Raw genomic sequence first — 22,091 nt, forward strand, 5'->3', positions numbered from 1 at the left:
TCTCCATCAACACGCTGACCGACTCGCACGCCGAATATGCGATCAAGGCGATGGAGGCCGGCGCGCACGTCTTCATCGAGAAGCCGCTGGCGGCGACGGTCGAGGACGCCGAGCGCGTGGTCGCGACCGCCAAGCGGCTGAAGCGCAAGCTGGTGATCGGCTACATCCTGCGCCACCATCCGTCCTGGGTGCGGCTGATCGCCGAGGCGCGCCAACTCGGCGGGCCGTACGTGTTCCGCATGAACCTCAACCAGCAGTCGAGCGGGCCGACCTGGGAGACGCACAAGACGCTGATGCAGGCCACCTCTCCCATCGTCGACTGCGGCGTGCACTATGGCGACGTGATGTGCCAGATCACCGACGCGAAGGCCGTGGAGGTGCGCGGCATGGGACTGAGGCTCTCCGACGAGATCGCGCCCGACATGTATAATTACGGCCATCTGCAGGTGCTATTCGCGGACGGCTCCGTGGGCTGGTACGAGGCGGCGTGGGGACCGATGATCTCGGAGACGGCGTTCTTCGTCAAAGACGTGATGAGCCCCAACGGCGCGGTGTCGATCGTCATGGATCCGGGGGCGAAATCGGACGCGCACGAGACGCATACGCGGACCGACAGCATCCGCGTGCATCGCGCCGCCACCGGGCCGGACGGCAAGTTCACGCAGCCCGACGAAATGCTGTCGATGCAGGGCGAGCCCGGGCACGACGCCCTGTGCGCACGCGAGCAGGACTACGTCTATCGCGCCATCACCGAGGATATGGACCTCACGCGCCACATGCAGGACGCGGTGGAGTCGCTGCGGATCTGCCTCGGCGCCGACGAGAGCGTGCGCACGGGAAAGGTGGTGAAGCTGTGAGCATGGCGTTTCAACGCAACCACCCCCAACCCCTCCCCTCAAGGGGGAGGGGAGGAAGACTGAAGCGCTTCGGTTCTATCGCTTCCCTCCCCCTTGAGGGGAGGGGTTGGGGGTGGGGGTCCAACGATAGGCAATCCGCGCCCCGCCCTAGTGAATTGGAGGCCTGATGGGCTCGCTGCAACTCAAAGACATCAAAAAGAGCTTCGGGGCCACCGAGGTGCTGCGCGACATCGACCTGGAGGTCGCCGACGGCGAGTTGGTGGTCTTTGTCGGGCCATCCGGGTGCGGGAAATCCACCCTGCTCAGGATCATCGCCGGGCTCGAGGACGCGAGCGGCGGCGACGTGCTGATCGACGGCGAGCGGGTCAACAACGTGCCGCCGGCCAAGCGCGGCATTGCCATGGTGTTCCAGACCTACGCGCTCTATCCGCACCTGAGCGTCAAGGACAACATGGCGCTCGGCCTGCGCCAGGCCGGGGCGCCGGCCGCCGAGATCGAGGCGCGGGTGAACCGGGCGGCCCAGTTGCTGTCGCTCGAGGACTACCTCAAGCGCCGGCCGGCGCAATTGTCGGGCGGGCAGCGCCAGCGCGTCGCCATCGGGCGCGCCATCGTGCGCGAGCCCAAGCTGTTCCTGTTCGACGAGCCGCTCAGCAACCTCGATGCGGCGCTGCGCGTCAACACGCGGCTCGAGATCGCGCGCCTGCACCGCGAGCTCAAGGCGACGATGATCTACGTGACCCACGACCAGGTCGAGGCGATGACGCTGGCCGACCGCATCGTCGTCATCAATGGCGGCAAGGTCGAGCAGGTCGGCACGCCGATGGAGCTGTACAAGCACCCCGACAATTTGTTCGTCGCCGGCTTCATCGGCTCGCCGCAGATGAACTTCCTGCCGGCGGAGGCGGTCGGCGCCGCCGGCGCCAAGACCATCGGGGTCAGGCCAGAGCACCTCATCATCAGCGCCGAGAAGGGCGACTGGAAGGGCCGGCTGGTGCACCTCGAGCACCTGGGCGCCGACACCAACATCTATGTCGAGACCGAGACCGCGGGGCTGCTCACGGCCCGCGCCTTCGGCGAGGTCCACCATGCCCCCGGCGCCGAGTTGTTCGCCACCGCCGACCCGCGCTTCGTCTACCGTTTCGATGCGGCGGGGAAGGTCCTCCGCTAGCGCAGCCGGACAGTGCGGCCGCGCCCGGCGGCGCGCATTTGCCCGTCTTCGTGGCGTGCGCATCAACTGCCGATACGATTATGCCCCGATTTTGCGAGCAAAGCCGGAGTCAGCGCTGCGGAATCGGGTATAGTAGCCCAGCAATTCTGCCCCCCGGCTGGAGGGAGGCCACGCATCGGGGGCACACAGCGGCCAGCGTCCGCTGCGTTTTTTTGCCTACTGGCGTTCCCATATTCTTGAACCTTCTAATGCGGTGGCCGGCGGCCACTACTTTTCAGCAGGTGTAGATTTGCGACTCGACATTGAGAATCTGAAACCGATATTCCGACCCTTGCAGCCCACGGAGATCAGCGCTGCCTTCCTGGGCTTTTCCCAACTGACAGCGCGCGAGCATGAAATCCTCGAAGCGCTGGTGAACGGCGAGACCAACGCACAGGCGGGCCTGCGGCTCGGCCTGTCGCACCGGACCGTGGAAGTCCACCGCCGCCACATCATGCGCAAGCTGGGGGCCCGCAACACGGCCGACCTCGTCCGCCGCGTGATGGCCATCGAGGAGATGCGCCTGCCCTCGCCCGCCCCCGGGGCGGAGGGGGACCGGCCCCGGCCGAGCGGCTGAAAGCCCCGGCCTAGACGGCAAGGCCCAGCGCGGCGCGGATCGGGGCCGGCGACACGGCCAGATCGGCGATGGTGTATTCGTCGAGCACGGCGAGGAAGGCGAGCCGGGCGCGATCGAGGGCACCCTTCAACCGGCAGGCCCGGCGCAGCGGGCAGTCGGTATTCTCCGGCCGGGAGCACGGCGCGATGTCCATGTCCGGCTCGGTGAACCGCACCACCTCCCCGAGCCTGATGCTGTGGGCCGGCCGGCCGAGGCGGACGCCGCCGCTGCGGCCGCGCGCGGTCTCGAGAAAACCGGCCTGGCCCAGTTGGTGCGCGATCTTCACGAGGTGGCCGCGCGACATGCCGTAGGCGCCGGCGACCTCGGGGATGGTGGCACGCGCCTCGCCCTTGGCCGCGACGTACATGAGCAGCCTCAAGGCATTGTCGCTGTAGATCGTGAGCCGCATCGCATCCTCGCTAGCCGTGTCGGGCAGACATATGATTTCAACCCCTGCCCTTGCCAAGAGGCAACCCGGTGCAGCGGCGCGATCGGGCGCGACATGCGGTCCCATCCCCCGGCATTGGCGTTGCAGGACCCTACCCTTAAAGATAGATGCAACATCCATCTTTGGGCGCGGCGACGGTGTCGTCCGCGGCACACGGCTGACAGAACCGAGAGGGCAAGCATGACTTCGCAACTCACCCGGAACGAGCGGCAGGTGGCCATGCTCATCACCGTGGCGCTCACGGCCTGCGGCCTAGCGATGGCCGCGGCGGGCCGCGCCGACCTGCTGGGCGCCCAGGGCTGGGTGGTGGCGGTGCTCAGCCTGGGGATGCTGGCCGTGCTGATCCGCGGCTACGAGGCGCCCGAGCCCGATCCGCGCCGGCTCGAGGAATATTACGACGCCCCGATCAAGTTCGGCATCGGTCTTACCCTGGCCTGGGGCATCGTCGGCATGCTCTTCGGCGCCTGGGTCGCCTGGCTGCTGGTCTTCCCCGAGATGACGTTCGATGCCGCCTGGGCCAGCTTCGGCCGGCTGCGCCCTGTGCATACCAGCGGCGTCATCTTCGGCTTCGGCGGCAACGCGCTGATCTCGACGTCGTTCTACGTCATGCAGCGTACCTCGCGGGCGCGCCTACCCGACCAGTTGAGCCCGTGGTTCGTGCTGCTGGGCTACAACTTGTTCTGCATCGTCGCCGCCAGCGGCTATTTCATGGGCGTCACCCAGTCGCGCGAATATGCCGAGCCGGAGTGGTACGCCGACATCTGGCTGGTGATCGTGTGGGTCACCTACCTCGTGCTCTACCTGCGCACGCTGGCGCGCCGCAAGGAGCCGCACATCTACGTCGCCAACTGGTACTACCTCGCCTTCATCCTGGTGGTGGCGGTGCTGCACATCGTCAACAACCTGGCCGTGCCGATCGCGCTCGACAGCGCCAAGAGCTACTCGCTGTTCTCGGGCGTGCAGGATGCGATGACGCAGTGGTGGTACGGCCACAACGCGGTCGCCTTCTTCCTCACCTCCGGGTTCCTGGGCATGATGTACTACTTCATGCCCAAGAAGGCCGGCCGGCCGATCTTTTCCTACCGGCTGTCGATCATCAGCTTCTGGGGCATCACCTTCCTCTATCTGTGGGCGGGCTCCCACCATCTGCACTACACGGCGCTGCCGCACTGGGTGCAGACGCTGGGCATGACCTTCTCGATCATGCTGCTGGTGCCGTCCTGGTCGTCGGCGGGCAACGCCCTGCTGACGCTGAACGGCGCCTGGCACCGGGTGCGCGACGACGCCACGCTGCGCTTCATGATGATGGCGGCGGTGTTCTACGGACTGTCCACCTTCGAAGGCTCGTTCATGGCCATTCGGCCGGTCAACTCGCTGTCGCACTATACCGACTGGACGGTGGGGCACGTGCATGCCGGGGCGCTCGGCTGGGTGGCGATGATCACCTTCGGCTCGATCTATGCGGCGGTGCCGTGGCTGTGGAAGCGTCCCGCCATGTACTCGGCCAGGCTGGTCGAGGTCCACTTCTGGCTCGCGCTCTCGGGCAGCCTCATCTACGTCTTCGCGATGTGGAACTCGGGCATCATCCAGGGCCTGATGTGGCGCACCTACACGGAGTCCGGGACCCTGTCCTACTCCTTCATCGACTCGCTGGTGGCGATGCACCCCTACTACATCGCCCGTGCCTTCGGCGGCACGCTGTTCCTGATCGGGGCGATCGTGGCCGCCTACAACGTGTGGATGACGGTGCGCAGCCCCGCTCCCGCCGCTGCGGACGCCGCAACGGACGTGCCCATCCTGGTGGCCCCGGCGGCGCTGCAGGCAGGAGAGTAACATGTTCGGACTGCACTACAGGCTGGAGCGCCACGCCATCGGCCTCGTCGTCGCCGTCATCGTGGTGGCAAGCATCGGCGGGCTGGTCGAGATCGCCCCGCTGTTCACCATCAACGAGACCGTCGAAAGCACCGCCGACATGCGGGTGTACACGCCGCTCGAGGTTGCCGGCCGCAACATCTACATGCGTGAGGGATGCTACGCCTGCCACTCGCAGATGATCCGCACGCTGCAGGACGAGGTCGACCGCTACGGCCCCTACTCGCTCGCCGTCGAGTCGCAATACGACCACCCGCAGCTGTGGGGGTCGAAGCGGACGGGGCCGGATCTGGCCCGGCTCGGCGGCAAGTATTCCGACCAGTGGCACACCGCCCATCTCATCAACCCGCGCGACGTGGTGCCGGAATCGAAGATGCCGGGCTACGCCTTCCTGGCGCGCACGCCGCTCAGGCTCGACGACCTGCCGCTGCACCTCAAGGCGCTGCGGGCCGTGGGCGTGCCCTACAGCGACGACATGATCGCGCATGCCGCCGAGGACGCCTACGGCCAGGCCCTGCCCGACGACGCGCGGGCGGCGGGCGTCACCGAGCGCTACGGCGAGGCCACGTCGGTGCGCCTGTTCGACGGCGACGCACGCACGGTGACCGAGATGGATGCGCTGGTGGCCTATCTGCAAATCCTCGGGCGGCTGACCGATGCCGCCCACGCGGACAATCTGGCGGAGGCGGAGTGATGGATCTGCATAACATGCTGGTGGGGTTCTCGAAATCCTTCGGGCTGTTTTACCTGATCGCGCTGTCGATCGCGGTCCTCGTCTACACCTTCTGGCCATCGAACAAGGCGCGCTTCGAGCAGGCCGCGCGCGCCGTCGTCTCGGAGGATGACCGGCCATGTCTGTAGGCGAGCGCGACCCCTACACGGGGCACATGACGACCGGGCACGAGTGGAACGGCATCAAGGAACTCAACACGCCGGTGCCCAAGCCGGTCTGGTTCTTCCTCATCGCCACCTTCTGCTTCTCCGTGGTGTGGTGGGTGCTGATGCCGGCCTGGCCGTACGGGGTGAGCTACACCAAGGGCCTGCTCGGGGTCGACCAACGCCAGAGCGTGGCCGAGACGGTCAAGGCGGCGGCGCTCGAGCGCAGCGCCTGGAGCGAACAGATCGCCAGCATGAGCTTCGAGCAGGTGCAGGCCGACCCGGCGCTGATGCAGGTTGTGCGCGACACCGGGCACCGCCTGTTCGGCGACAACTGCTCGGTCTGCCATGGGGCGAAGGGCACCGGCGGGCCCGGCTATCCCAACCTGGCGCAGGCCCCGTGGCTGTGGGGCGGTGACGAGGAAACGCTGCTCGAGACGCTGCGCGTCGGCATCAATGCCGACCACCCGGAGACGCGGGTGTCGCAGATGCTGGCCTTCGGACGTGACCAGATGCTTGAGCGCGCCGACGTCACCCGCGTGGCCGCCTATGTGCGATCGCTGTCGCAGCCCGAGGTGGCGGCCGAAGTGCCGGCGGAGGAACTGGCGGCCGGGGCGCAGGTCTTCGCCGACAACTGCACGGGCTGCCACGGCGAGGACGCCCGGGGCATGCCCGAGGCCGGCGCGCCGGACCTGACCGACCCGTTCTGGATCTATGGCGGCGACGCCGCCAGCGTGCGTGCCAGCGTGCATGGCGGCCGTTCCGGATGGATGCCAGCCTGGGAGAACCGGCTGACCGACGTCGAGCGGCGGCTGCTCGCCCTCTACGTGCTCGATCTCAGGGCGCAGCAGAAATGAGCCGGGCGGCGGCACAGGCAAGGCGGCTGCCCGGGCTCAGGGCCGTCTGGCTGGCGGTGGCTCTGGGCGTGCTGGGGCTGGCCGCGGCCAACGCGCACCTCGTCTATGTCGCGGTGCAGTCGCAGCCCGAATGCGTCGACCATCTCAAGACCGCAGGCGTCGACGGGACCTACCGCGCCGCCAAGCCGGCATGCTGACGAGGAGCGAGGAATGACCAAGATCCCGGCACTGGTGCCGCCGCTGCCGATCGAGCGCAACTGGCATCGCGCCCTGCCGGCTGGGGCCGGACTGCAGTGGCTGGGCGCCGGCTGGCGCGACCTCGTCGCCCATCCGTTCCCCAGCCTGGCCTACGGCTTTGCCGTGTTCGCGGTGTCGGTGGCCATGGTGTTTTCCATCTTCCGTCTGGAGTGGGACTATATCCTGTTCCCGGCGCTGGCCGGGTTCATGGTGGTCGGTCCGGCCATGGCAACCGGGCTGTATGAGAAGAGCCGTCGGCTGGCGGCCGGTGAGAAGGTGACGCTGGGCAAGATGCTGCGCATCGATTCCCACCCCGGCGGCCAGGTGCTGTTCATCGGCGCCGTGCTGACCGGGCTGATGCTGCTGTGGATGCGGGCGGCGGTGCTGCTCTACGCGCTGTTCTTCGGCGTACGCCCGTTCCCCGGACTCGAGCATATCGCGGCAACGCTGTTTACCACGCCCGTGGGGCTGTCGCTACTCGCCGTCGGCACGGCGGTGGGGGGGCTGTTCGCCGCCTTCGCCTTCGCCATCAGCGCCTTTTCCGTGCCGATGCTGCTCGACCGCAAGATCGACGCCTTCACCGCCATGGGCACGAGCGCGGTGCTGGTGTGGAACAATCTGCTGCCGCTGATCGGCTGGGGCGCCATCGTGCTGGCGCTGTTCGGCCTCAGCCTGATGACCGGGCTGCTCGGGTTGATCGTCGTCTTCCCGCTGCTCGGCCACGCCACCTGGCACGCCTATATCGCGGTGCGCTGAACGGGCGGGCCGGCCGTTCAGCACCGTTGGCTCCGCTCAGCTCAGAATAATCTCCGTCCCCCAGGGATCGCGCAGGGCCAGGCCGCCGGCCACGGCAGCGGTCGCGACGCCCGCCGCTTCGGCGCGCCGCACGATGGCCTCCCGCTCCGCCTCGTCACGGGCGACGATCCCGACGGCGCCCAGCCCGGCCATGCCGTGGGGACGCTGGCCGGCGCGGCGGCTGTTCCAGACATTGCCGGCGAGCTGGTGGTGGTAGCCGCCGCTCCCGAAGAAGCTCGCACCGGGATAGCGCGCGACGACGTCGAAGCCGAGGACGTCGCGGTAGAAGCGGTCCGCCAGCTCGGTGTCGCCGACCTGCAGGTGCACGTGGCCGATGCTGCCGCCTGCGGGGAATCCGGCCCAGGCGCTACCGCCCGCCGACTGCACAAGATCTTCAACATCAAGGGGATCGGTGCTCATGCGGATGGCACCGGCGGCGTCGCGCCAGCCGCTTGTCGGGCGGTCGGCATAGACTTCGATGCCGTTGCCCTCCGGGTCGGCGAGATAGATCGCCTCGCTGACGATGTGGTCGGAAGCCCCCTGCAGCGGCACGCGCTGCGCGGCGGCATGGGTGAGCCAGCGGCCCAGATCGGCCCGCGTCGGCATCAGAAAGGCGGTGTGGAACAGCCCGGCCTGCCGGGGATCTACCGGCGCCAACGCGGGATCGCCCTCGAGCTCGAGCAGCGGGGTGCCGGCGTGGTCGAGCACGACGCGCGTGCCGCTGCCCGCGTCCGGGGTGAGGCCGAGCACCGACTGGTAGAACGCCGAGACGGCCTGCACGTCACGCACGAGCAGGCGCACGGTGCCGATCCGCAGCGGTGCGGCGGCCATGTCGAAGAAGCCGTTCGCGGTCGTCATCGGGATACTCCGTGAAATGGGGTGGCCGCGGGCACGGGGCCCGCGGCCGGAGCCGAGGGTTCAGGCGCGGGCCCGCCTGAGGGCGAAGGCGCCGTCGCCGAGCAGGGCCTGGACCAGCAGGACTATCGCCCAGAAGGCGGGGAATTCCCAGCCGCCGCCTTCGTTCGAAAAGAAGAAGCCGGCCGCGCCGTGCGGGGCATAGATCGAGCCGAGCAGCACCGGTACCAGCGCCAGCGAGACCCAGCGGGTGGCGACGCCGAGGATGAGCGCAATGCCGCCAAGCAGCTCGGCAGCGATCACCAGATAGGCGAGGAAGCCAGGAAAGCCGAGGCTCTCGAAAAAGCCGACGGTGCCGGCCGGCGTGAAGATCACGAGCTTGAGCCAGGCATGGGCGAGGAACAGGATGCCCATGGACACCCGCAGGAGCGTGGCGGCGAGATCGGCATTGGTGACGCCGTCGACGAGCGACGGGCGGGCGGGCGTTTGGGCGGTGGCGTAGGTCATCTGCAAGTCTCCTCAGGGGCGCGGACAGCGCGTCATCGATCCCGGGAAAATGACCTCGTTCCGCACGGATGAGAATACATCCGCGCGGAACATGATTGCGTCCAAAAGGGAAGGAATGCTTCCGCCTACGCCTCCGGCGAGGCTCAGAACCGGTAGATGGCTGCGATGCCGGTATCGGCGGGCATGCGCTCAGCCGGAACGATTACGACGTCGCCGCCGGCCCGGAGCACGTGCTCGCCGACATCGTCGAGCAGATCGTCGACGCCGGGATCGTGCAGCGGCGCGAACGCGATGGCGCCGGTTTCGGGCTCGAAGCGGCCGGGAACCACGCGATCGGCCTCGATCAGCAGGGTGGCGACGCGGCCGGCGACGGCTGCCCGGGCGATGTCGGCGAGATCGGCGCTGCCGAGGTGCTTGGCGCGCGCCGCTCCGAACTCGTCGACGAGCCCGCCCAGGCGCTCGAGATAAAGCGGGAGCACGAGCCGCCAGGCGCGCTCGCGCAGTTCGTCGATCGACAACGCGCCCGGGTAGGCATCGATCGTCTCGGACATGAGGAAGGGGTTGCGGCTGACCGCGCGGAACAGATGGCGATGCTCGGGCAGCGCCGCCAGCAGCAGGGGCATGCCCGTCGGCCGGGAGTACTGGTCCAGCACCGCCTCGTCCACCGCTCGGAAAAAGCGCTCCATGTCCCGATCCAGTTCGTCCTGGCGGACATCGGTGCCGTGACGCGTCGTCTGCCCCGGCCCCTCAGGGCCATAGGCCCGCTTCGTCCTTTCCGGCGCGCCCTGCCGGACACCCACGACATCGACGGCCGTGCGCGGAAACCCGGGTGCCAGTTCGACCTCGTCCAGGGCATAGCGGTTGCCTTCGTAGACGCTCGCCTGCTGCCGATCGATCCCGAGGATGTGGTAGCGATCGGCGGACTGCAGCAGGCGCAGGAGCGGCTTGGTATGGAAGCTGTCGGCGACGACCGCCAGCGCCCGTACCGGCCGCTGCAGCCGGTAGACCTTGAACAGGCCCGGGGCGGCAAAGGCCGCGATGCCGTCGAGCGCGTGGTTCCAGAAATCGCCGTCGTCGGCGAGGTCGTAGAACGGGCGCAGCAGGGGCGCGCTGTCGCGGCCGGCATGTTTCTGCGCCAGGGACAGTTCCAGGTCCCTCACCAGGTTGCGAAAGCGGATCGGGTCCTGTTGCTTGTCCGGGTGCGCCCGGTGCGTCGGCTGGTACAGCGACAGGCACGGCGGTTGGTGAGTTGCCAGCAGTACCGTCCTGTAGTCGCGCTCGAGTGCGTCCATCGTCAATCTCCTATGCTCCCGGCGGACAGGCTCAGACCCGCCGCACGCCACCATGGCTGCCGCGATCATGCCGCGACCGGAAAAGGGCCTTCATGCAACGTTGCTGCCGGCGTCTGCGGGGAGACGCCCGATTGCCGAACAGCACCCACCGGCTGCGTTCCATACAGCAAGAGCGCGCCCGAGACTTGAGCTTCGTCAACTTGAGCGCCGGGCGCCGCCCGAAAGCCACTTCAGCTGGCGTCGAGCGGGACTATCCGGGCACTATTGGACCAAAATACGATCAAACCGCGGCTGCCAGGGCCTGGCTCAGTCCAGCGAGGCTCGAGTAAGGCTCAGGATCTCGGCAAAGCATTCGGCCGGCTGCTGGAACCAGCCGCGCTCCCGCAGTCGCTGGCGGACCCGCTGGTTGAGGCCCCCTGGAGTCTCGTGCTCCGCCGGCAGCCCGGCGAGCTCCGTTGCGCCGGCCGCCTGCGCGGTGCCGGCCAGCCCGTGCAGCATTGCCGCCACGTAGGTCGTGGCGTTGTCCTCGCTGACGCCGCGTTGGCGGAGCCAGTCGATGAGGGCATTGTGCAGCTCGAAATAGCTCGACATGAAGCCGCTGACGCTGCCCAGGGCGAGCAGTTCGGCTTCACTCGCGGGCACGACCAGGCGGCCGAGGCCCGTGAGCAGTTGCAGCACCGGCGGCAGGGCCGGATAGCAGATGATGGGCCCCTCGCCCCGCGCGATGGCGGGCGGCGGCAGCACACGCCCGACGGTTGCTTCCGGCGCCAGCGCCGCGAGGTCGGCGAGGGACAGCCCCGTCACGAAGCTGATGACGAGCTGGCCCGGCTTGAAGCGGACGCCGGACAGGGCGTCCTCGACCTGTACTGGGCGCATCGCCAGAAAGACGATGTCCGAGCCGGCCGCCACCTCGGCATTGGCGGCGCGGCGCACGCCGGCGAAACGCCGCTCGAGATCGGCGGATACCGACTCGGAACGCTGCGAGACCAGGATCTCCTGCTCCCTGCCGGCATGATGCAGCCCCTCGACGACTGCCCGGGTAATGGTGCCCGTTCCGATGAACCCGATGCGCATCAAACTCCTCCGATCCCGGCGGTCAATTCCCATTCCCGCGCCCTGCCGTCGGGTCGCCGCCCCCGGGCCGGCCCCCCTACTCCCGGCCGGCCGCCGCGCGGAGCGGGAGTCCGGTTGTCGACATTCAAAATAACGCCGATCGGCAGAAGCTTTTGACGCCAACCCCGGCGCCACGTTAGAAGGCCGGTAACGGGAGCGATATAGGGGAAGTGCCGATGACCGAGAAGCCCGGCAGGCAGGGCGCCGCGAAGGCCAACGGACACCGGCGCGGCTCCGGCGTCGGCCACGTCTACGAGACGCTGCGCAACGAGATCGTGGAGCTGCGCGTCGAGCCGGGCAGCCCGATCGACGAGGTGCAGCTGGCGAAGCGCTTCTCGCTGTCGCGCACGCCCATCCGCGAAGCGCTGGTGCGGCTCGCGGCCGAGGGGCTGATCAGTACCCTGCCCAACCGCGCGACCATCGTGTCGAATATCGATTTTCTGGGCCTGCCGCAGTTCTTCGACGCGCTGACGCTGATGTACCGCGTGACCACGCGGCTCGCGGCCAGCAACCGCAGGGCCGAGGACATCGACAGGATCAGGGGCCTGCAGGCCGCCTTCACGCAAGCGGTCGAAGCCAGGGACGCCCTCGCCATGATCGCCGCCAACCGGGACTTCCACCTCGAAATCGCCAAGGCCGGGCGGAACCGCTACTATACCGAGCTGTTCACCCAGCTGCTCGACGAGGGGCGGCGCATCCTCCGGCTCTACTACTCCTCGTTCGACGACGCGCTGCCGCGCCGCTACGTGACCGAACACGAGGACATGATCGAGGCCATCATCGCCCGCGACATCGAGCGGGCCGACACCCTCGCCAGCGACCACGCCGACCAGATCGTGCGCCAGATCCAGGCCTACATCACCGCCGACACGCGTACGAACGCACGCATCGCCGTCTGACGACCGCCCGCGGCCGCGACGCCTCCCGCGCTGGACGGCGCACGCGCACAATTCCATGTCGACAAAAAAAATACTTAGTATATTGTGGCGGCCGGCGATTATGGAGCACAGGCGAGTCGCGCGTCCCCGGCGCGGCGCCAACCCACGCATCTGAAGGAGCACCCCATGACATCCGATACCTTTTCCGGCTGCATCCCCGCGCTGATGACGCCCTGCACGGCCGATCGCAGACCCGATTTCGACGCGCTGGTGCGCAAGGGCCAGGAACTGATTGCCGCGGGCATGTCGTCGGTGATCTATTGCGGCTCGATGGGCGACTGGCCGCTGCTCACCGATGCCGAGCGCATGGAAGGCGTGCAGCGCCTGGCCGAGGCTGGCGTGCCGGTCATCGTCGGCACCGGCGCGGTCAACACCGCCTCGGCGGTGGCCCATGCCGCGCATGCCCAGAAGGTCGGGGCCAAGGGGCTCATGGTCATCCCGCGCGTGCTGTCGCGCGGCTCCTCGCCGACGGCCCAGCGCCACCATTTCAAGGCGATCCTGGAGGCGGCGCCCGACCTGCCAGCGGTCATCTACAACAGTCCCCATTACGGTTTCGCCACGCGCGCCGACCTGTTCTTCGCGCTGCGCGCCGAGCATCCCAATCTCGTCGGCTTCAAGGAATTCGGCGGCCCCGCCGCGCTGACCTATGCGGCCGAGCACATCACCAGCCGCGACGACGACGTGGCCCTGATGGTGGGCGTCGACACGTCCGTGTTCCACGGCATCGTCAAGTGCGGCGCAACCGGTGCCATCACCGGGATCGGCAACGTCCTGCCGCGCGAAGTGCTGCACCTGTGCGCTTTGTCGCATGCCGCCGCCAAGGGCGATGCGCAGGCGTGGCGGCGCGCGCGCGAACTCGAGGACGCGCTGGCCGTGCTCTCCTATTTCGACGAGGGGCCGGACCTGGTCCTCTACTACAAGCACATGATGGTGCTGAAGGGGAACCCGGAATACGCCCTGCACTTCAACGCGACGGACGCCCTTTCGGAGAGCCAGCGCGGCTATACCGAAGCGCAGCTCAAGCAGTTCGACAGCTGGTATGCGGAGTGGAGCAAGCAGCCCGACGCCGCCCAGGTCCGGGCGGCCTGAGGCCTTCCCGCAAGACAGCCGGGCCCCTGCGGGGCCCGGCCAGGGCACGAAAAGGGAGCGGCGTGTAGAGCGGCGTGGCGGGCCTGATTTCAGCGGCCGGCCAGCACGTTGCGGATGAAGCCATTGAGATGGGACGCGGTCTGGCGGCTGCACGTGTCGGCGCACGAGGCGAGGTCCTCGTGGGTCACGTGCATCGAGATCGACACCCAGCGCGCCCGGAGCCGCCCCCTGAGCGCCCGCCACGCCGAGACGACCGTCGGCGACGCCGCCGCGAGAAACACGATCACCGGCAGGCGCAGCACGGTGCCGGGCAACGCACCCCCATCGACGACCGGCGATACCAGCGCCAGCGCCACGACGTCGGGCCGTGCCCCCAGCGCCCAGGCGAGTTCGGCCGAGCGCCCGCAGCCCACGATCACGAACGGCCCGCGGCCCGCGGCCGCAAGGCGGTCGCAGAGCGCGGCGATCGCCGGGAGCCTGTCGCCGCCGCCGGACAGGCCGTGTCCTGGAAGATCCACCGCGAGCTTGTGTGCCTCGGGCAAGCCCAGATTGGCCATGACCGGCATGACCGCGTCGAGGTCTGCGCCGTCATCGTGGAGGAAGATGACGGTCAGGCGACCCTCCCCCAGCATCCACGCCCCGGCCACGACCCCACCACCCGGCAGTTCGGCATGGAGCGGCGTCAGCACAGGCTCCTGCACGGCCGGCTCGGGAGTCAAGGGTGCAGCCCCGGCGCGGAGTCGATGAGCTCGCGCACATAGGGGTGGGTTGGATTGCGCAACACGTCGCCGGGATATCCCGTCTCCACCACCTCGCCTCTCTGCATCACCATGATGTGGTCGCTCATGTGGTGCACGACGGAGAGATCATGCCCGATGAAGATGTAGGCGAGGCCGCGGCTGCGCTGCAGGTCGAGCAGCAGGTTGAGGATCGAGCTCTGCACCGAAACGTCGAGCGCGCTGACGCATTCGTCCGCCACGATGATCTCCGGATTGACCGCCAGCGCCCGCGCGATCGCGACGCGCTGGCGCTGCCCGCCCGAAAGATGGTGGGGCAGCGCGTTGAGCTTGTCGCTCGACAACCCGACGGCGTCGAGCATCGAGGCGAGCGCGCGTTCCGAGGTCGCGTCGGGATCGCCCGACACGCGCGCCGCTTCGACCAGCGCCTGCCGCACCGTGCGGCGCGGGGTCATCGAGGAATTGGGGTCCTGAAAGACGATCTGGATCTTTCGTGTCAGTTGCCTGCCCTGCGGGCCGGTCGGCCGCAGCAGGTCGATGTCGCGATAGCGGACCGAGCCGCTGTCGACATCGGTGAGGCGCAGCAGCACGCGCGCCAGCGTGCTCTTGCCGCTGCCGCTTTCGCCCACGACGCCGAGCGTCTCGCCGGCATGCAGTGCGAAAGACACGTCGCGCAGCACCTGCAGCGCCGGCCGCCCGCCCTGCCCGCGGTAAGTCTTGTCCAGATTGCTTGCTTCCAGGATCGGCTCGGTCACGACCGCACCGCCTCGAGTTCGCGCTGCACCTCCGGCTGCGGCGGTTCCGGGTTGTGGCACCGCACCTGCCGCCCGTCGGCCGCGGGCGCGAGTTGCGGGTGCACGCGGCCGCAGATTTCGAGCACGCGTTCACAACGCGGCGCGAAGCGGCAGGCCGGTGGCCATGCCCCCGGTTCCGGCACGCTGCCCGGCACCGCGCGCAAGGTCGACTTGCGCTCCATGGTGAGGTCGGGCCGGCTCTTGAGAAGCCCGAGCGTATAAGGGTGCCGCTGGTGGACGAGCACGTCGCCCGTCTTTCCCGCTTCCACGACCTCGCCGGCGTACATGACGATGATGTTCTCCGCGATCTGCGAGACAAGATCGACATCGTGCGAGATCCAGATGATGGTCATCCCCATCTCGCTCTGCAGGCCCTTGACGAGGGTCACGATCCTCTTCTGCGTCGTCGCGTCCAGCCCGGTGGTGGGTTCGTCCGCGATGAGGATCTGCGGCTCGAGGATGAGCGCAGCGGCGAGCGCAGCGCGCTGCATCTGCCCGCCGGAGAGTTCGTGGGGATAGCGGTCGAAATAGACGGCGGGATCGTTGAGGCCGACCCGGGACAGCATGTCGAGAACGCGCTGCCGATGGGCGCGGGCGGATCCGGGAACGTGCGCACGCAAGGCCTCGGTGATCTGCCGCCCGATTGAATAGAGCGGGTCCATGCTGGCCCGCGCGTCCTGGAACACCATGCCCACGACCTTGCCGCGGCTGTCGCGCAGTTTGTCGGGCGGAATGGTGGCGATGTCGACGCCATTCCAGTAGATGCGGCCGGCGGAAAGGCCGAGCCCGCTCGGCAGCAGGCTCGACATAGCGCGCGCCGCAACGGACTTGCCGGAGCCGCTCTCGCCCACGATGCCCACGGTCGAGCCGTGCGTCAGGCTGAGGGTGAAGCCTGATACGGCGGTGACCTCGCTGCCGTCGCGGCGGTGGATCGCAACCGACGCGCCTTCGACCACCAGCGTATCGGTGGCGGGAATGGTGGCTGGTGCGGGCTGGGCCACTGCCCGCTTGTGCACGCCGCCGGGCAGCGGCAGCGCCACCCGTCCCTTGGGGTCGAGTACGTCGCGCAAATAGTCGCCGAAGGCATTGAGGCTGGTGACGAGCGCGATGATCGTGGCCGAGCCGAACAGCAGCGGCCACGGTGACGACGAGGCGAAGCTGAAGCCCTCGGCGAGCGTCTTGCCCAGGCTCGGCGTCGGCGACTGCGCGCCCAGCCCGATGAAGCTGAGACCCGCTTCGGCGACGATGGTAAGCGCCACGAACAGCGTCGCCATGAGGATGCAGGCCGGGATGAGGTTGGGCGTCAGGTGCCGCGTCGCGATGTAGAACCGGCTGTAGCCGAGCGCCCGTACGGCGAGCACGAAGTCCTGCTCGCGCAGCACCAGCACCTGCGCCCGGATGATGCGCGCCATGGCGGCCCACAGCGTCAGGGCCAGCGCCCAGATGACCGTCGAAACGCCCGGTCCCTGGATACCGGCCACCACCACTGCGAGGAGCAGCGTGGGATAGGCCCAGGTGACGTCGATGACCAGCGTGACGATCCGGTCCGCAGTCCTGCCGAAGAAGCCGCCGAGCAGGCCCATGGCCAGGCCGATCAGCGTCGCGATCACGGTAACGGCGGCGGCAGAACCGAGCGAGATGCCAAGGCCGGCGAGCAGCCGCCATTCGATCGGCCGACCAAGCTGATCGGCGCCCAGCAGCGTGCCCTTGGTGAAGGGTGCGGCATAGGCCTTCGACAACGACTGCTTGAACACGAGCTTGCTGAGGTCGGGGACCAGCAGCAGCGCGCCGCCCACGATACCGGCGAGCAGAAACAGCCCAACCGCGATGAGCAGCAGCGGCGGCACGCTGCGCAGCAGCGAGCGCACGCTGCGCGTCGGCGCCATGCCGATGGTGGCGACGTCCGTACTCACGACGCCCGCACCCGCGGGTCGACGACCCGGTAGAGGATGGAGGAAACCAGGGTCGATACCACGACCACCAGCGCCAGCAGGATCGTGAGGCCCTGCGCCACCTGGTAGTCGCGCGTCAGCACGCTGTCGACGAGGCGCTTGCCCAGGCCCGGCCAGCGGAAGATGGTCTCGACGATGAGCGTGTAGCCGACGAGCGTGCGCACCTGCACCGCGGCGAGCGAAATCACCGGCAGCAGCGCGTTGCGCATGATGTGCCGCCAGCGGATGACGTGCTCCGACATGCCCTTGAGCCGCATCGTATCGACATATTGCGCATTGGCCTGCTCGATATAGGAGGTGCGCACGAGACGCGTGGCAAAACCCATCGGCTCCGCGGCCAGCACCATGGCCGGCAGGATGAGGTGGAGCCACGTGCCCGTGCCGGCGACAGGCAGCCAGCCAAGGTTGAGCGCGAGGATGTTCACGAGCAGGATGGCGAGGACGAAGTTAGGCGTCGCCATCAGCATGCTGGCGACGAAATTGATGACCTTGTCGGTGAGCGTGCCGGCAAAGGTCGCGGCCAGGATGCCGAGCGGGATGGCGAGCACATAGATGATGCAGAACGCCGCAAGCGCCAGCGAGACCGTATAGCCGCCGGCCTGCGCCACGATGGCGACGACGGACTCGCGCGTGAGGAGCGAGGCGCCGAGGTCCCCGCGGAAAATCCCGATCAGATAGTTCCAGAACTGGTGCCAGATCGGCAGGTCGAGCCCGAGTTCGCGGCGCAGCGCCACGAACTGCTCGGGCGGCGTCCGCACGGGATCAAGCAGCTGCGTCGTCACGTCACCCGGCGCAAGGCGCAGTCCTACGAACGCCACCGTCGCCACCAGCAGCAGGACGAGCAGCGAGTACAGGACCTGGCCGCCGATGCCGACGAGCAGGCGGCAAGTCGGGCAGCTTGGCTGCCCGACCGAGGTTTTCAGCGCATCGTTTGGCGCCGTGGCGGTCACTACTGTTCGATCCAGACGTCGTTGTAGAACGGGTAGAGGCCGTACGGCGTCGGCCGCCAGCCATGCACCTTCTTGTGGTGCACCCACACGGCGTACGGCGTGTAGACCGGCAGGGTGACAGCAAGTTCGGCCGCGAGCAACTGCGCCTTGCTGGTCACTTCACGCATTTCCTCGTCGGAAACGGTGTTCTCCCAGATGCGGAACGCCTCGAGGATCGCCGCGACATCGGGATGGTCGTTCGGCTGGAACAGCCGCATGAACAGCGGGATGATGTCGGCCTGCACGGACCACAACCACTTGAACCCGAACATGTCCGCAGTCGGACGCTTCTCGCGGAAGGCCGCGATTTCGAGGCTTTCGACGTGCATGACGACGCCGATTTCCTGGAACATGGCGGCGATCGCCGACATCACCTGGATCTCAATCGGGCTGGCGACGTGGATGGCGGTGAATTCCATCTTCACGCCGTTCTTCTCGCGCACGCCGGACGGGCCGAGGACCCAGCCCGCGGCCTCCAGCGTGGCTGCCGATTTCTCCGGATCGTACTGGTTGAACTGCTCGACGGCCGGTTCGTAGAAGCGCCACGACGACGAGGCGGGCCCCTGGGTGGGCTCGCCACCGCCGCCAAGGATCGCCTGCACAATGCCGGCCCGGTCGATGGCCCCGGAAAGGGCCTGGCGCACTTCGACCTTGTCGAACTCGAGGTCGGTCCGCTTCATGCTGGGCAGCAGGAAGAAGTTCGACGGTTCGGGGAACTCGATGACGACGAGATCCGGGTTGCTCTTGAGACGCGCGACGTCTGCCGCCGGCGGATTCTTGATCGCCAGCACGGAGCCCGTCTCGATCTCGGGGGCACGCTGCGACGGCTCGAGCACCGGCACCCATTCGACGGCGTCGAGATGCGCGGGACCGCGGTTCTCGAAATGCGACGCCCCCTGCCCCGGATACTCCGCCCATTTCTCGACGCGAACCTTGGAGCCGGTGGTGTACTCGGCGAGCTTGAACGGCCCCGACCCGTCCGCTTCCTGGGCCCCGAAGGTGCCGGCGCCGATCTCGTTGCGGCGGTCGATGTTGGGGATGTAGGCGTATTCGGTCGACAGCACCTCGGCGAGGCCGGCCTTGGGCGACTTCAGCGCGACGACCACGGTGTTGCCGTCGGCCGAGACGGTGTCGACCTGCGAATAGAAGCTGGCGTTCTGGCCGGTGTCGGGCGAGATCATCGCCTGCAGCGCACGGGCCACGTTGTCGGCAGTGACCGGGGCACCCGAGTGATAGGTGCGGTCGGTCGGGATATCGAAGGTCCAGCGGTCGGTCGCCTCGTTATAGGCGAGCGCAAGGAACGGCACGATCTTGCCTTCATAGTCGTGCGTGACGAGCGGTTCGTAGATCGCGTTCATGGCCGGATCGGCCCACGCGGTCTTGACCGGATCGATCGGGCTGAAGTCGCGGTCGTAGCCCTCGATCAGCGTCCCGCCGCTTGCCGGCGCTTGCGCATAAGCGCGGCCAGCGCCCGCCAGAAGCGTGCCGGCGGCGAGGCTCGAGAGCCCGATAATGCCGACGCGGCGCAGGAATTCGCGGCGGCCGATCTGGCCGGCACGATATTCCCCCATCACCTCCGAAAGTTCGTCGTGATCCCTCATGGTCCTCTCCCTATTGCCCCAACATGGCACCAATATATTATAATATCCGACCACTGCCGTCAACGCAGATGCGTGATTTTCGTTCGCCACGCCGAAGAAAAATAGGTTATTTTTCAACGTCATAGCGCATGCCAAACGCCACCCCGCCGGCGAGACGTCAGCTCGCCGTTCGGTGCTCCTCCTCATGACCGCCGGCCTCCGGCCAGCGGCAGCCAGCTCAGCCTAGTACCTTCTTGGCAAAAGCGATGATGGCCGCCGCGGCGACGTCCGGAACGTCACGCATGTTGCTGTGCGCCGACCCCTCGAGGACGACATATTCCTTCAACTTCACCCTGGTCAGCGCGTCGAAGATCTGTTTGGCCCCGGCCCCGGTCGGTCCCTGCACCGCGGGAGTGAGCACGTCCTCATCGCCCACCATGATCAGCGTCGGCGTCTCGATGCGCGCCAGCCGGTCGGTGACGTCGACATTGATGAGGTAGTCGCATGCCGCCACATAGGCCTCGAGCGTCACGGTCTTCTTGAGCTGCTTGCCGAGATTGGCGATGAACGTCTCGCCCATCTCCGGCGAATCGAGCAGCTTGCGGGTCAGCGAATGGGTGGCCATGAGGCCGGAGAGTTCGGGGCTGCCGATTCCGTAGGCCTGCGCCAGCGCCTTCCACGCGCGGAACTGGGCCCGGGAGGTGATGTCGTTCTTCGCCGTGCAGCCGCTCAGCACCATGGCCTGCACGCGGTCGGGGTTGTTGGCGGTGAAGTCGAGGGCGAAGGTGCTCCCCATCGACGCACCGTGGAACATGAACTTGTCGAACCCGACATGGTCGATCAGCGCCGCCAGGTCCCGGGACCATAGCTCGAACCCGTAGCCGCTCTCGCTGCGCGAGGAGTCGCCGTAGCCGCGCGGGTCGAAATCGAGCACCGTGAAGTGTTCGCGCAGATACGGCGTGATCCGCATGTATCCCTGGATGCCGGTGGCGGCGCCCGGAACCTGCACCAGGGGCGGGCCGCTGCCCTCCACCTTGTAGTAGATTTCGCCGCCGTTGATCTTGGCCATGGGCATTCGTCGGATCTCCCGTTCGATCGTCGTATCAGCCCCGCCCGAGGCGCAGGGCCTCGGAAACGGGACGCGGTGGTGGCGCGGCGGCGAGCAGGCGCGGCGCCCGCTCGATCAGCGCGGTGAAATAGGCTGCCGCCTGCACGACCTGCGAGAGTGCGATCTGCTCCTCGTCCGTGTGCGCGTGACGGATATGTCCGGGGCCGACGATGAAGGTCGGCGCGCCGTAACGGGCGATGCGGTTGGCATTGGTGCCGAAGGGCAGCCCGATCTCGCGGGCGTCGGCCTGGTGCTCGCGTGCCGTCGCGACCGCCAGTTCGGTGAGCTCGGGCCAGGCGCTCGTCTCGAAGGCCGGCGAGGCGATGCTCGGCTCGTTGCGCCTCACGTGGCCGGCGGCGATCAGATCGGCAAGACCCGCGTCGAATGTCGCGAGCACGTCGTCGGTCGACTGTCCCGGCACGCGCCGCACGTCGATGCCGATCCGGCAGTGATGCGGCACAAGGTTCAGCGGCCCTCCCCCCGTGATGGCACCGACGCTCATCCTGCAGGTCTCGCCCGTCAAGGCGCGTAACGCCCCGAGCTGCGGCTGGATGACGTCGCGGATGCGCGCCAGCACTTCGCCCATGCGCATGATCGCGTTGTCCCCCGCCTCGGGCATCGACGAATGCGCCGAGCGGCCGACAGTGTCGATGGTGAAGCGCGTCGTGCCCTTGTGCCAGGTGCCGACGTCGAGATTGGTCGGCTCACCGACGAGGATGAGGTCGGCGTGGCCAAGCAGCGACAGCGCCGTTTCCGCGCCCTTTACCGCCACCTCCTCGTCGACGCTGCCGAGGACAACGAGATTCGCCTCCGGCGTCCGGCCGCCCGAGGTCGCAAGGCGCGCCGCCTCGATCATGGCGACCAGCGACCCCTTGTTGTCACAGCTGCCGCGCCCGAACAGCACCTCGCCGTGCCAGCCGGCTTCGTGCATGGTCGCGCTCGCCGGCACCGTATCGAGATGTGCGTCGAGGACGATGGTCGGCAGGTCGGGGGAGACGTCGAAATAGCCGAGGATGTTGTCACGGCCCGCCAGCACGGGCTGGCGCACGACGCGTGCGCCGAGCGCCGCCAGGTCGGCGGCGACAGCCTCGGCCATCGCCGCCTCGCCGACACCCCCCTCGAGCGCCGGATTGGTCGAGTCGATCGCGACGTAGCGCGTCAGACGCTCCTTCACCAGCGCGGCATCGGGACCGTTCATGTCACAGCCCCGGCGGCACGCGCAGCGCGCGCACATGTTCGAGCGCCGCCGCGACGTGACGCGACGCGCCGGCGATGGTGAACGCGCCGTGCCCGCTGTAGAGCCCCTGCAGCCCTTCGATCGCGGCGAGTTTCTCTATGCTGCGTCCGCTCGCCATCACGTCGCAGTCGGGCA

23 protein-coding genes are annotated in these 22,091 nt (G+C 68.0%); 11 read left to right on the forward strand and 12 right to left on the reverse strand.

Translation table 11 applies throughout. From position 1 onward, the window contains the following. From VGD93_RS09595 to VGD93_RS09605, 3 genes are all read left to right on the forward strand, one after another. Positions 1–857, forward strand: an 857-nt coding sequence (locus tag VGD93_RS09595) for a Gfo/Idh/MocA family protein (protein WP_395011485.1), incomplete at its 5' end; no start/stop codon positions are given. Between the two features lie 166 nt (positions 858–1,023). Further along, on the forward strand, positions 1,024–2,025 hold the full coding sequence (locus VGD93_RS09600) for an ABC transporter ATP-binding protein (RefSeq protein ID WP_395011487.1): 1,002 nt from the start codon (positions 1,024–1,026) through the stop codon (positions 2,023–2,025). Positions 2,026–2,356: 331 nt separating this feature from the next. Next, positions 2,357–2,641 (forward strand): response regulator transcription factor, encoded by a 285-nt coding sequence (locus tag VGD93_RS09605; RefSeq protein ID WP_395011489.1) that lies wholly within the window; start codon positions 2,357–2,359, stop codon positions 2,639–2,641. A gap of 10 nt (positions 2,642–2,651) precedes the next feature. Here the strand turns inward: VGD93_RS09605 and VGD93_RS09610 are convergent, their stop codons facing one another. Further along, positions 2,652–3,089 carry an Rrf2 family transcriptional regulator gene (locus tag VGD93_RS09610; protein ID WP_395011491.1) on the reverse strand — a complete coding sequence of 146 codons (438 nt, stop codon included), beginning with the start codon at positions 3,087–3,089 and terminating at the stop codon, positions 2,652–2,654. A 219-nt stretch (positions 3,090–3,308) separates the two neighbouring features. Between VGD93_RS09610 and ccoN the strand changes: the two genes are divergently transcribed. Genes ccoN through VGD93_RS09640 form a run of 6 tightly spaced genes read left to right on the forward strand, consistent with a single transcriptional unit; the run spans position 3,309 to position 7,726 of the window. Continuing rightward, complete coding sequence (gene ccoN, locus VGD93_RS09615; RefSeq protein WP_395011493.1) at positions 3,309–4,961, forward strand: cytochrome-c oxidase, cbb3-type subunit I; 1,653 nt, start codon at positions 3,309–3,311, stop codon at positions 4,959–4,961. Position 4,962: 1 nt separating this feature from the next. Further along, positions 4,963–5,694 (forward strand): cytochrome-c oxidase, cbb3-type subunit II, encoded by a 732-nt coding sequence (gene ccoO / locus VGD93_RS09620; RefSeq protein ID WP_395011495.1) that lies wholly within the window; start codon positions 4,963–4,965, stop codon positions 5,692–5,694. After that, positions 5,694–5,861 carry a cbb3-type cytochrome c oxidase subunit 3 gene (locus tag VGD93_RS09625; protein WP_395011497.1) on the forward strand — a complete coding sequence of 56 codons (168 nt, stop codon included), beginning with the start codon at positions 5,694–5,696 and terminating at the stop codon, positions 5,859–5,861. Before ccoO ends, VGD93_RS09625 begins: the two co-directional genes overlap by 1 nt. Continuing rightward, on the forward strand, positions 5,852–6,733 hold the full coding sequence (gene ccoP / locus VGD93_RS09630) for a cytochrome-c oxidase, cbb3-type subunit III (RefSeq protein ID WP_395011498.1): 882 nt from the start codon (positions 5,852–5,854) through the stop codon (positions 6,731–6,733). The genes VGD93_RS09625 and ccoP overlap by 10 nt, the downstream gene beginning before the upstream one ends. Beyond that, positions 6,730–6,930: a hypothetical protein gene (locus VGD93_RS09635; protein ID WP_395011500.1), complete on the forward strand. Its 201-nt coding sequence runs from the start codon at positions 6,730–6,732 to the stop codon at positions 6,928–6,930. The genes ccoP and VGD93_RS09635 overlap by 4 nt, the downstream gene beginning before the upstream one ends. A 13-nt stretch (positions 6,931–6,943) precedes the next feature. Beyond that, positions 6,944–7,726, forward strand: coding sequence for a DUF2189 domain-containing protein (locus tag VGD93_RS09640; RefSeq protein ID WP_395011502.1), 783 nt, complete (start codon positions 6,944–6,946; stop codon positions 7,724–7,726). Between the two features lie 36 nt (positions 7,727–7,762). On the opposite strand, the gene VGD93_RS09645 is transcribed toward VGD93_RS09640, so the two are convergent. The 4 genes from VGD93_RS09645 to VGD93_RS09660 all read right to left on the reverse strand — a co-directional run bounded on the left by VGD93_RS09645 (position 7,763) and on the right by VGD93_RS09660 (position 11,493). Beyond that, a complete protein-coding gene (locus VGD93_RS09645) occupies positions 7,763–8,623 on the reverse strand; it encodes a VOC family protein (RefSeq protein WP_395011504.1) in 861 nt (286 codons plus the stop codon). A gap of 60 nt (positions 8,624–8,683) precedes the next feature. Then, complete coding sequence (locus VGD93_RS09650) at positions 8,684–9,127, reverse strand: DoxX family protein (protein WP_395011506.1); 444 nt, start codon at positions 9,125–9,127, stop codon at positions 8,684–8,686. Between the two features lie 143 nt (positions 9,128–9,270). After that, positions 9,271–10,419, reverse strand: a complete 1,149-nt coding sequence (locus VGD93_RS09655; protein WP_395011508.1) for a hypothetical protein — start codon at positions 10,417–10,419, stop codon at positions 9,271–9,273. A gap of 306 nt (positions 10,420–10,725) precedes the next feature. Continuing rightward, positions 10,726–11,493 (reverse strand): NAD(P)-binding domain-containing protein, encoded by a 768-nt coding sequence (locus tag VGD93_RS09660; protein WP_395011510.1) that lies wholly within the window; start codon positions 11,491–11,493, stop codon positions 10,726–10,728. 215 nt (positions 11,494–11,708) lie between these two features. Between VGD93_RS09660 and VGD93_RS09665 the strand changes: the two genes are divergently transcribed. Further along, on the forward strand, positions 11,709–12,431 hold the full coding sequence (locus VGD93_RS09665; protein WP_395011511.1) for a GntR family transcriptional regulator: 723 nt from the start codon (positions 11,709–11,711) through the stop codon (positions 12,429–12,431). 165 nt (positions 12,432–12,596) lie between these two features. Beyond that, positions 12,597–13,559 (forward strand): dihydrodipicolinate synthase family protein, encoded by a 963-nt coding sequence (locus VGD93_RS09670; RefSeq protein ID WP_395011513.1) that lies wholly within the window; start codon positions 12,597–12,599, stop codon positions 13,557–13,559. 89 nt (positions 13,560–13,648) lie between these two features. Here VGD93_RS09670 and VGD93_RS09675 read toward each other — a convergent pair whose 3' ends face one another. From VGD93_RS09675 to VGD93_RS09705, 7 genes are all read right to left on the reverse strand, one after another. Further along, on the reverse strand, positions 13,649–14,248 hold the full coding sequence (locus tag VGD93_RS09675) for an alpha/beta fold hydrolase (RefSeq protein WP_395011515.1): 600 nt from the start codon (positions 14,246–14,248) through the stop codon (positions 13,649–13,651). Between the two features lie 26 nt (positions 14,249–14,274). Then, positions 14,275–15,051, reverse strand: coding sequence for an ABC transporter ATP-binding protein (locus VGD93_RS09680; RefSeq protein ID WP_395011517.1), 777 nt, complete (start codon positions 15,049–15,051; stop codon positions 14,275–14,277). Continuing rightward, complete coding sequence (locus VGD93_RS09685; RefSeq protein ID WP_395011519.1) at positions 15,048–17,003, reverse strand: dipeptide/oligopeptide/nickel ABC transporter permease/ATP-binding protein; 1,956 nt, start codon at positions 17,001–17,003, stop codon at positions 15,048–15,050. Before VGD93_RS09685 ends, VGD93_RS09680 begins: the two co-directional genes overlap by 4 nt. After that, positions 17,000–17,992 (reverse strand): ABC transporter permease, encoded by a 993-nt coding sequence (locus tag VGD93_RS09690; protein WP_395011521.1) that lies wholly within the window; start codon positions 17,990–17,992, stop codon positions 17,000–17,002. The genes VGD93_RS09685 and VGD93_RS09690 overlap by 4 nt, the downstream gene beginning before the upstream one ends. Next, positions 17,992–19,632: an ABC transporter substrate-binding protein gene (locus tag VGD93_RS09695; RefSeq protein ID WP_395011522.1), complete on the reverse strand. Its 1,641-nt coding sequence runs from the start codon at positions 19,630–19,632 to the stop codon at positions 17,992–17,994. The genes VGD93_RS09690 and VGD93_RS09695 overlap by 1 nt, the downstream gene beginning before the upstream one ends. A 217-nt stretch (positions 19,633–19,849) precedes the next feature. Continuing rightward, the gene (locus tag VGD93_RS09700) at positions 19,850–20,686 is read right to left on the reverse strand and encodes an alpha/beta fold hydrolase (protein ID WP_395011524.1); all 837 of its coding nucleotides are present in this window, start codon (positions 20,684–20,686) and stop codon (positions 19,850–19,852) included. A gap of 28 nt (positions 20,687–20,714) precedes the next feature. Next, positions 20,715–21,917 carry a M20 family metallopeptidase gene (locus VGD93_RS09705; protein ID WP_395011526.1) on the reverse strand — a complete coding sequence of 401 codons (1,203 nt, stop codon included), beginning with the start codon at positions 21,915–21,917 and terminating at the stop codon, positions 20,715–20,717. Between the last annotated feature and the right edge of the window lie 174 nt (positions 21,918–22,091).

This window comes from Devosia sp., from assembly GCF_036406155.1.
Classification (GTDB): Bacteria; Pseudomonadota; Alphaproteobacteria; order Rhizobiales; family Devosiaceae; genus Devosia_A.

What these genes read in the sequence shown, in the direction of transcription:
- VGD93_RS09660 (WP_395011510.1), bottom strand. Translation starts at nt 11,493, where the DNA reads ATGCGCATCGGGTTCATCGGAACGGGCACCATTACCCGGGCAGTCGTC.
- VGD93_RS09600 (WP_395011487.1), top strand. Translation starts at nt 1,024, where the DNA reads ATGGGCTCGCTGCAACTCAAAGACATCAAAAAGAGCTTCGGGGCCACC.
- VGD93_RS09640 (WP_395011502.1), top strand. Translation starts at nt 6,944, where the DNA reads ATGACCAAGATCCCGGCACTGGTGCCGCCGCTGCCGATCGAGCGCAAC.
- VGD93_RS09670 (WP_395011513.1), top strand. Translation starts at nt 12,597, where the DNA reads ATGACATCCGATACCTTTTCCGGCTGCATCCCCGCGCTGATGACGCCC.
- ccoN (WP_395011493.1), top strand. Translation starts at nt 3,309, where the DNA reads ATGACTTCGCAACTCACCCGGAACGAGCGGCAGGTGGCCATGCTCATC.
- VGD93_RS09650 (WP_395011506.1), bottom strand. Translation starts at nt 9,127, where the DNA reads ATGACCTACGCCACCGCCCAAACGCCCGCCCGCCCGTCGCTCGTCGAC.
- VGD93_RS09700 (WP_395011524.1), bottom strand. Translation starts at nt 20,686, where the DNA reads ATGCCCATGGCCAAGATCAACGGCGGCGAAATCTACTACAAGGTGGAG.
- ccoO (WP_395011495.1), top strand. Translation starts at nt 4,963, where the DNA reads ATGTTCGGACTGCACTACAGGCTGGAGCGCCACGCCATCGGCCTCGTC.
- VGD93_RS09665 (WP_395011511.1), top strand. Translation starts at nt 11,709, where the DNA reads ATGACCGAGAAGCCCGGCAGGCAGGGCGCCGCGAAGGCCAACGGACAC.
- VGD93_RS09645 (WP_395011504.1), bottom strand. Translation starts at nt 8,623, where the DNA reads ATGACGACCGCGAACGGCTTCTTCGACATGGCCGCCGCACCGCTGCGG.
- VGD93_RS09625 (WP_395011497.1), top strand. Translation starts at nt 5,694, where the DNA reads ATGGATCTGCATAACATGCTGGTGGGGTTCTCGAAATCCTTCGGGCTG.
- VGD93_RS09610 (WP_395011491.1), bottom strand. Translation starts at nt 3,089, where the DNA reads ATGCGGCTCACGATCTACAGCGACAATGCCTTGAGGCTGCTCATGTAC.
- VGD93_RS09635 (WP_395011500.1), top strand. Translation starts at nt 6,730, where the DNA reads ATGAGCCGGGCGGCGGCACAGGCAAGGCGGCTGCCCGGGCTCAGGGCC.
- ccoP (WP_395011498.1), top strand. Translation starts at nt 5,852, where the DNA reads ATGTCTGTAGGCGAGCGCGACCCCTACACGGGGCACATGACGACCGGG.
- VGD93_RS09705 (WP_395011526.1), bottom strand. Translation starts at nt 21,917, where the DNA reads ATGAACGGTCCCGATGCCGCGCTGGTGAAGGAGCGTCTGACGCGCTAC.
- VGD93_RS09655 (WP_395011508.1), bottom strand. Translation starts at nt 10,419, where the DNA reads ATGGACGCACTCGAGCGCGACTACAGGACGGTACTGCTGGCAACTCAC.
- VGD93_RS09695 (WP_395011522.1), bottom strand. Translation starts at nt 19,632, where the DNA reads ATGAGGGATCACGACGAACTTTCGGAGGTGATGGGGGAATATCGTGCC.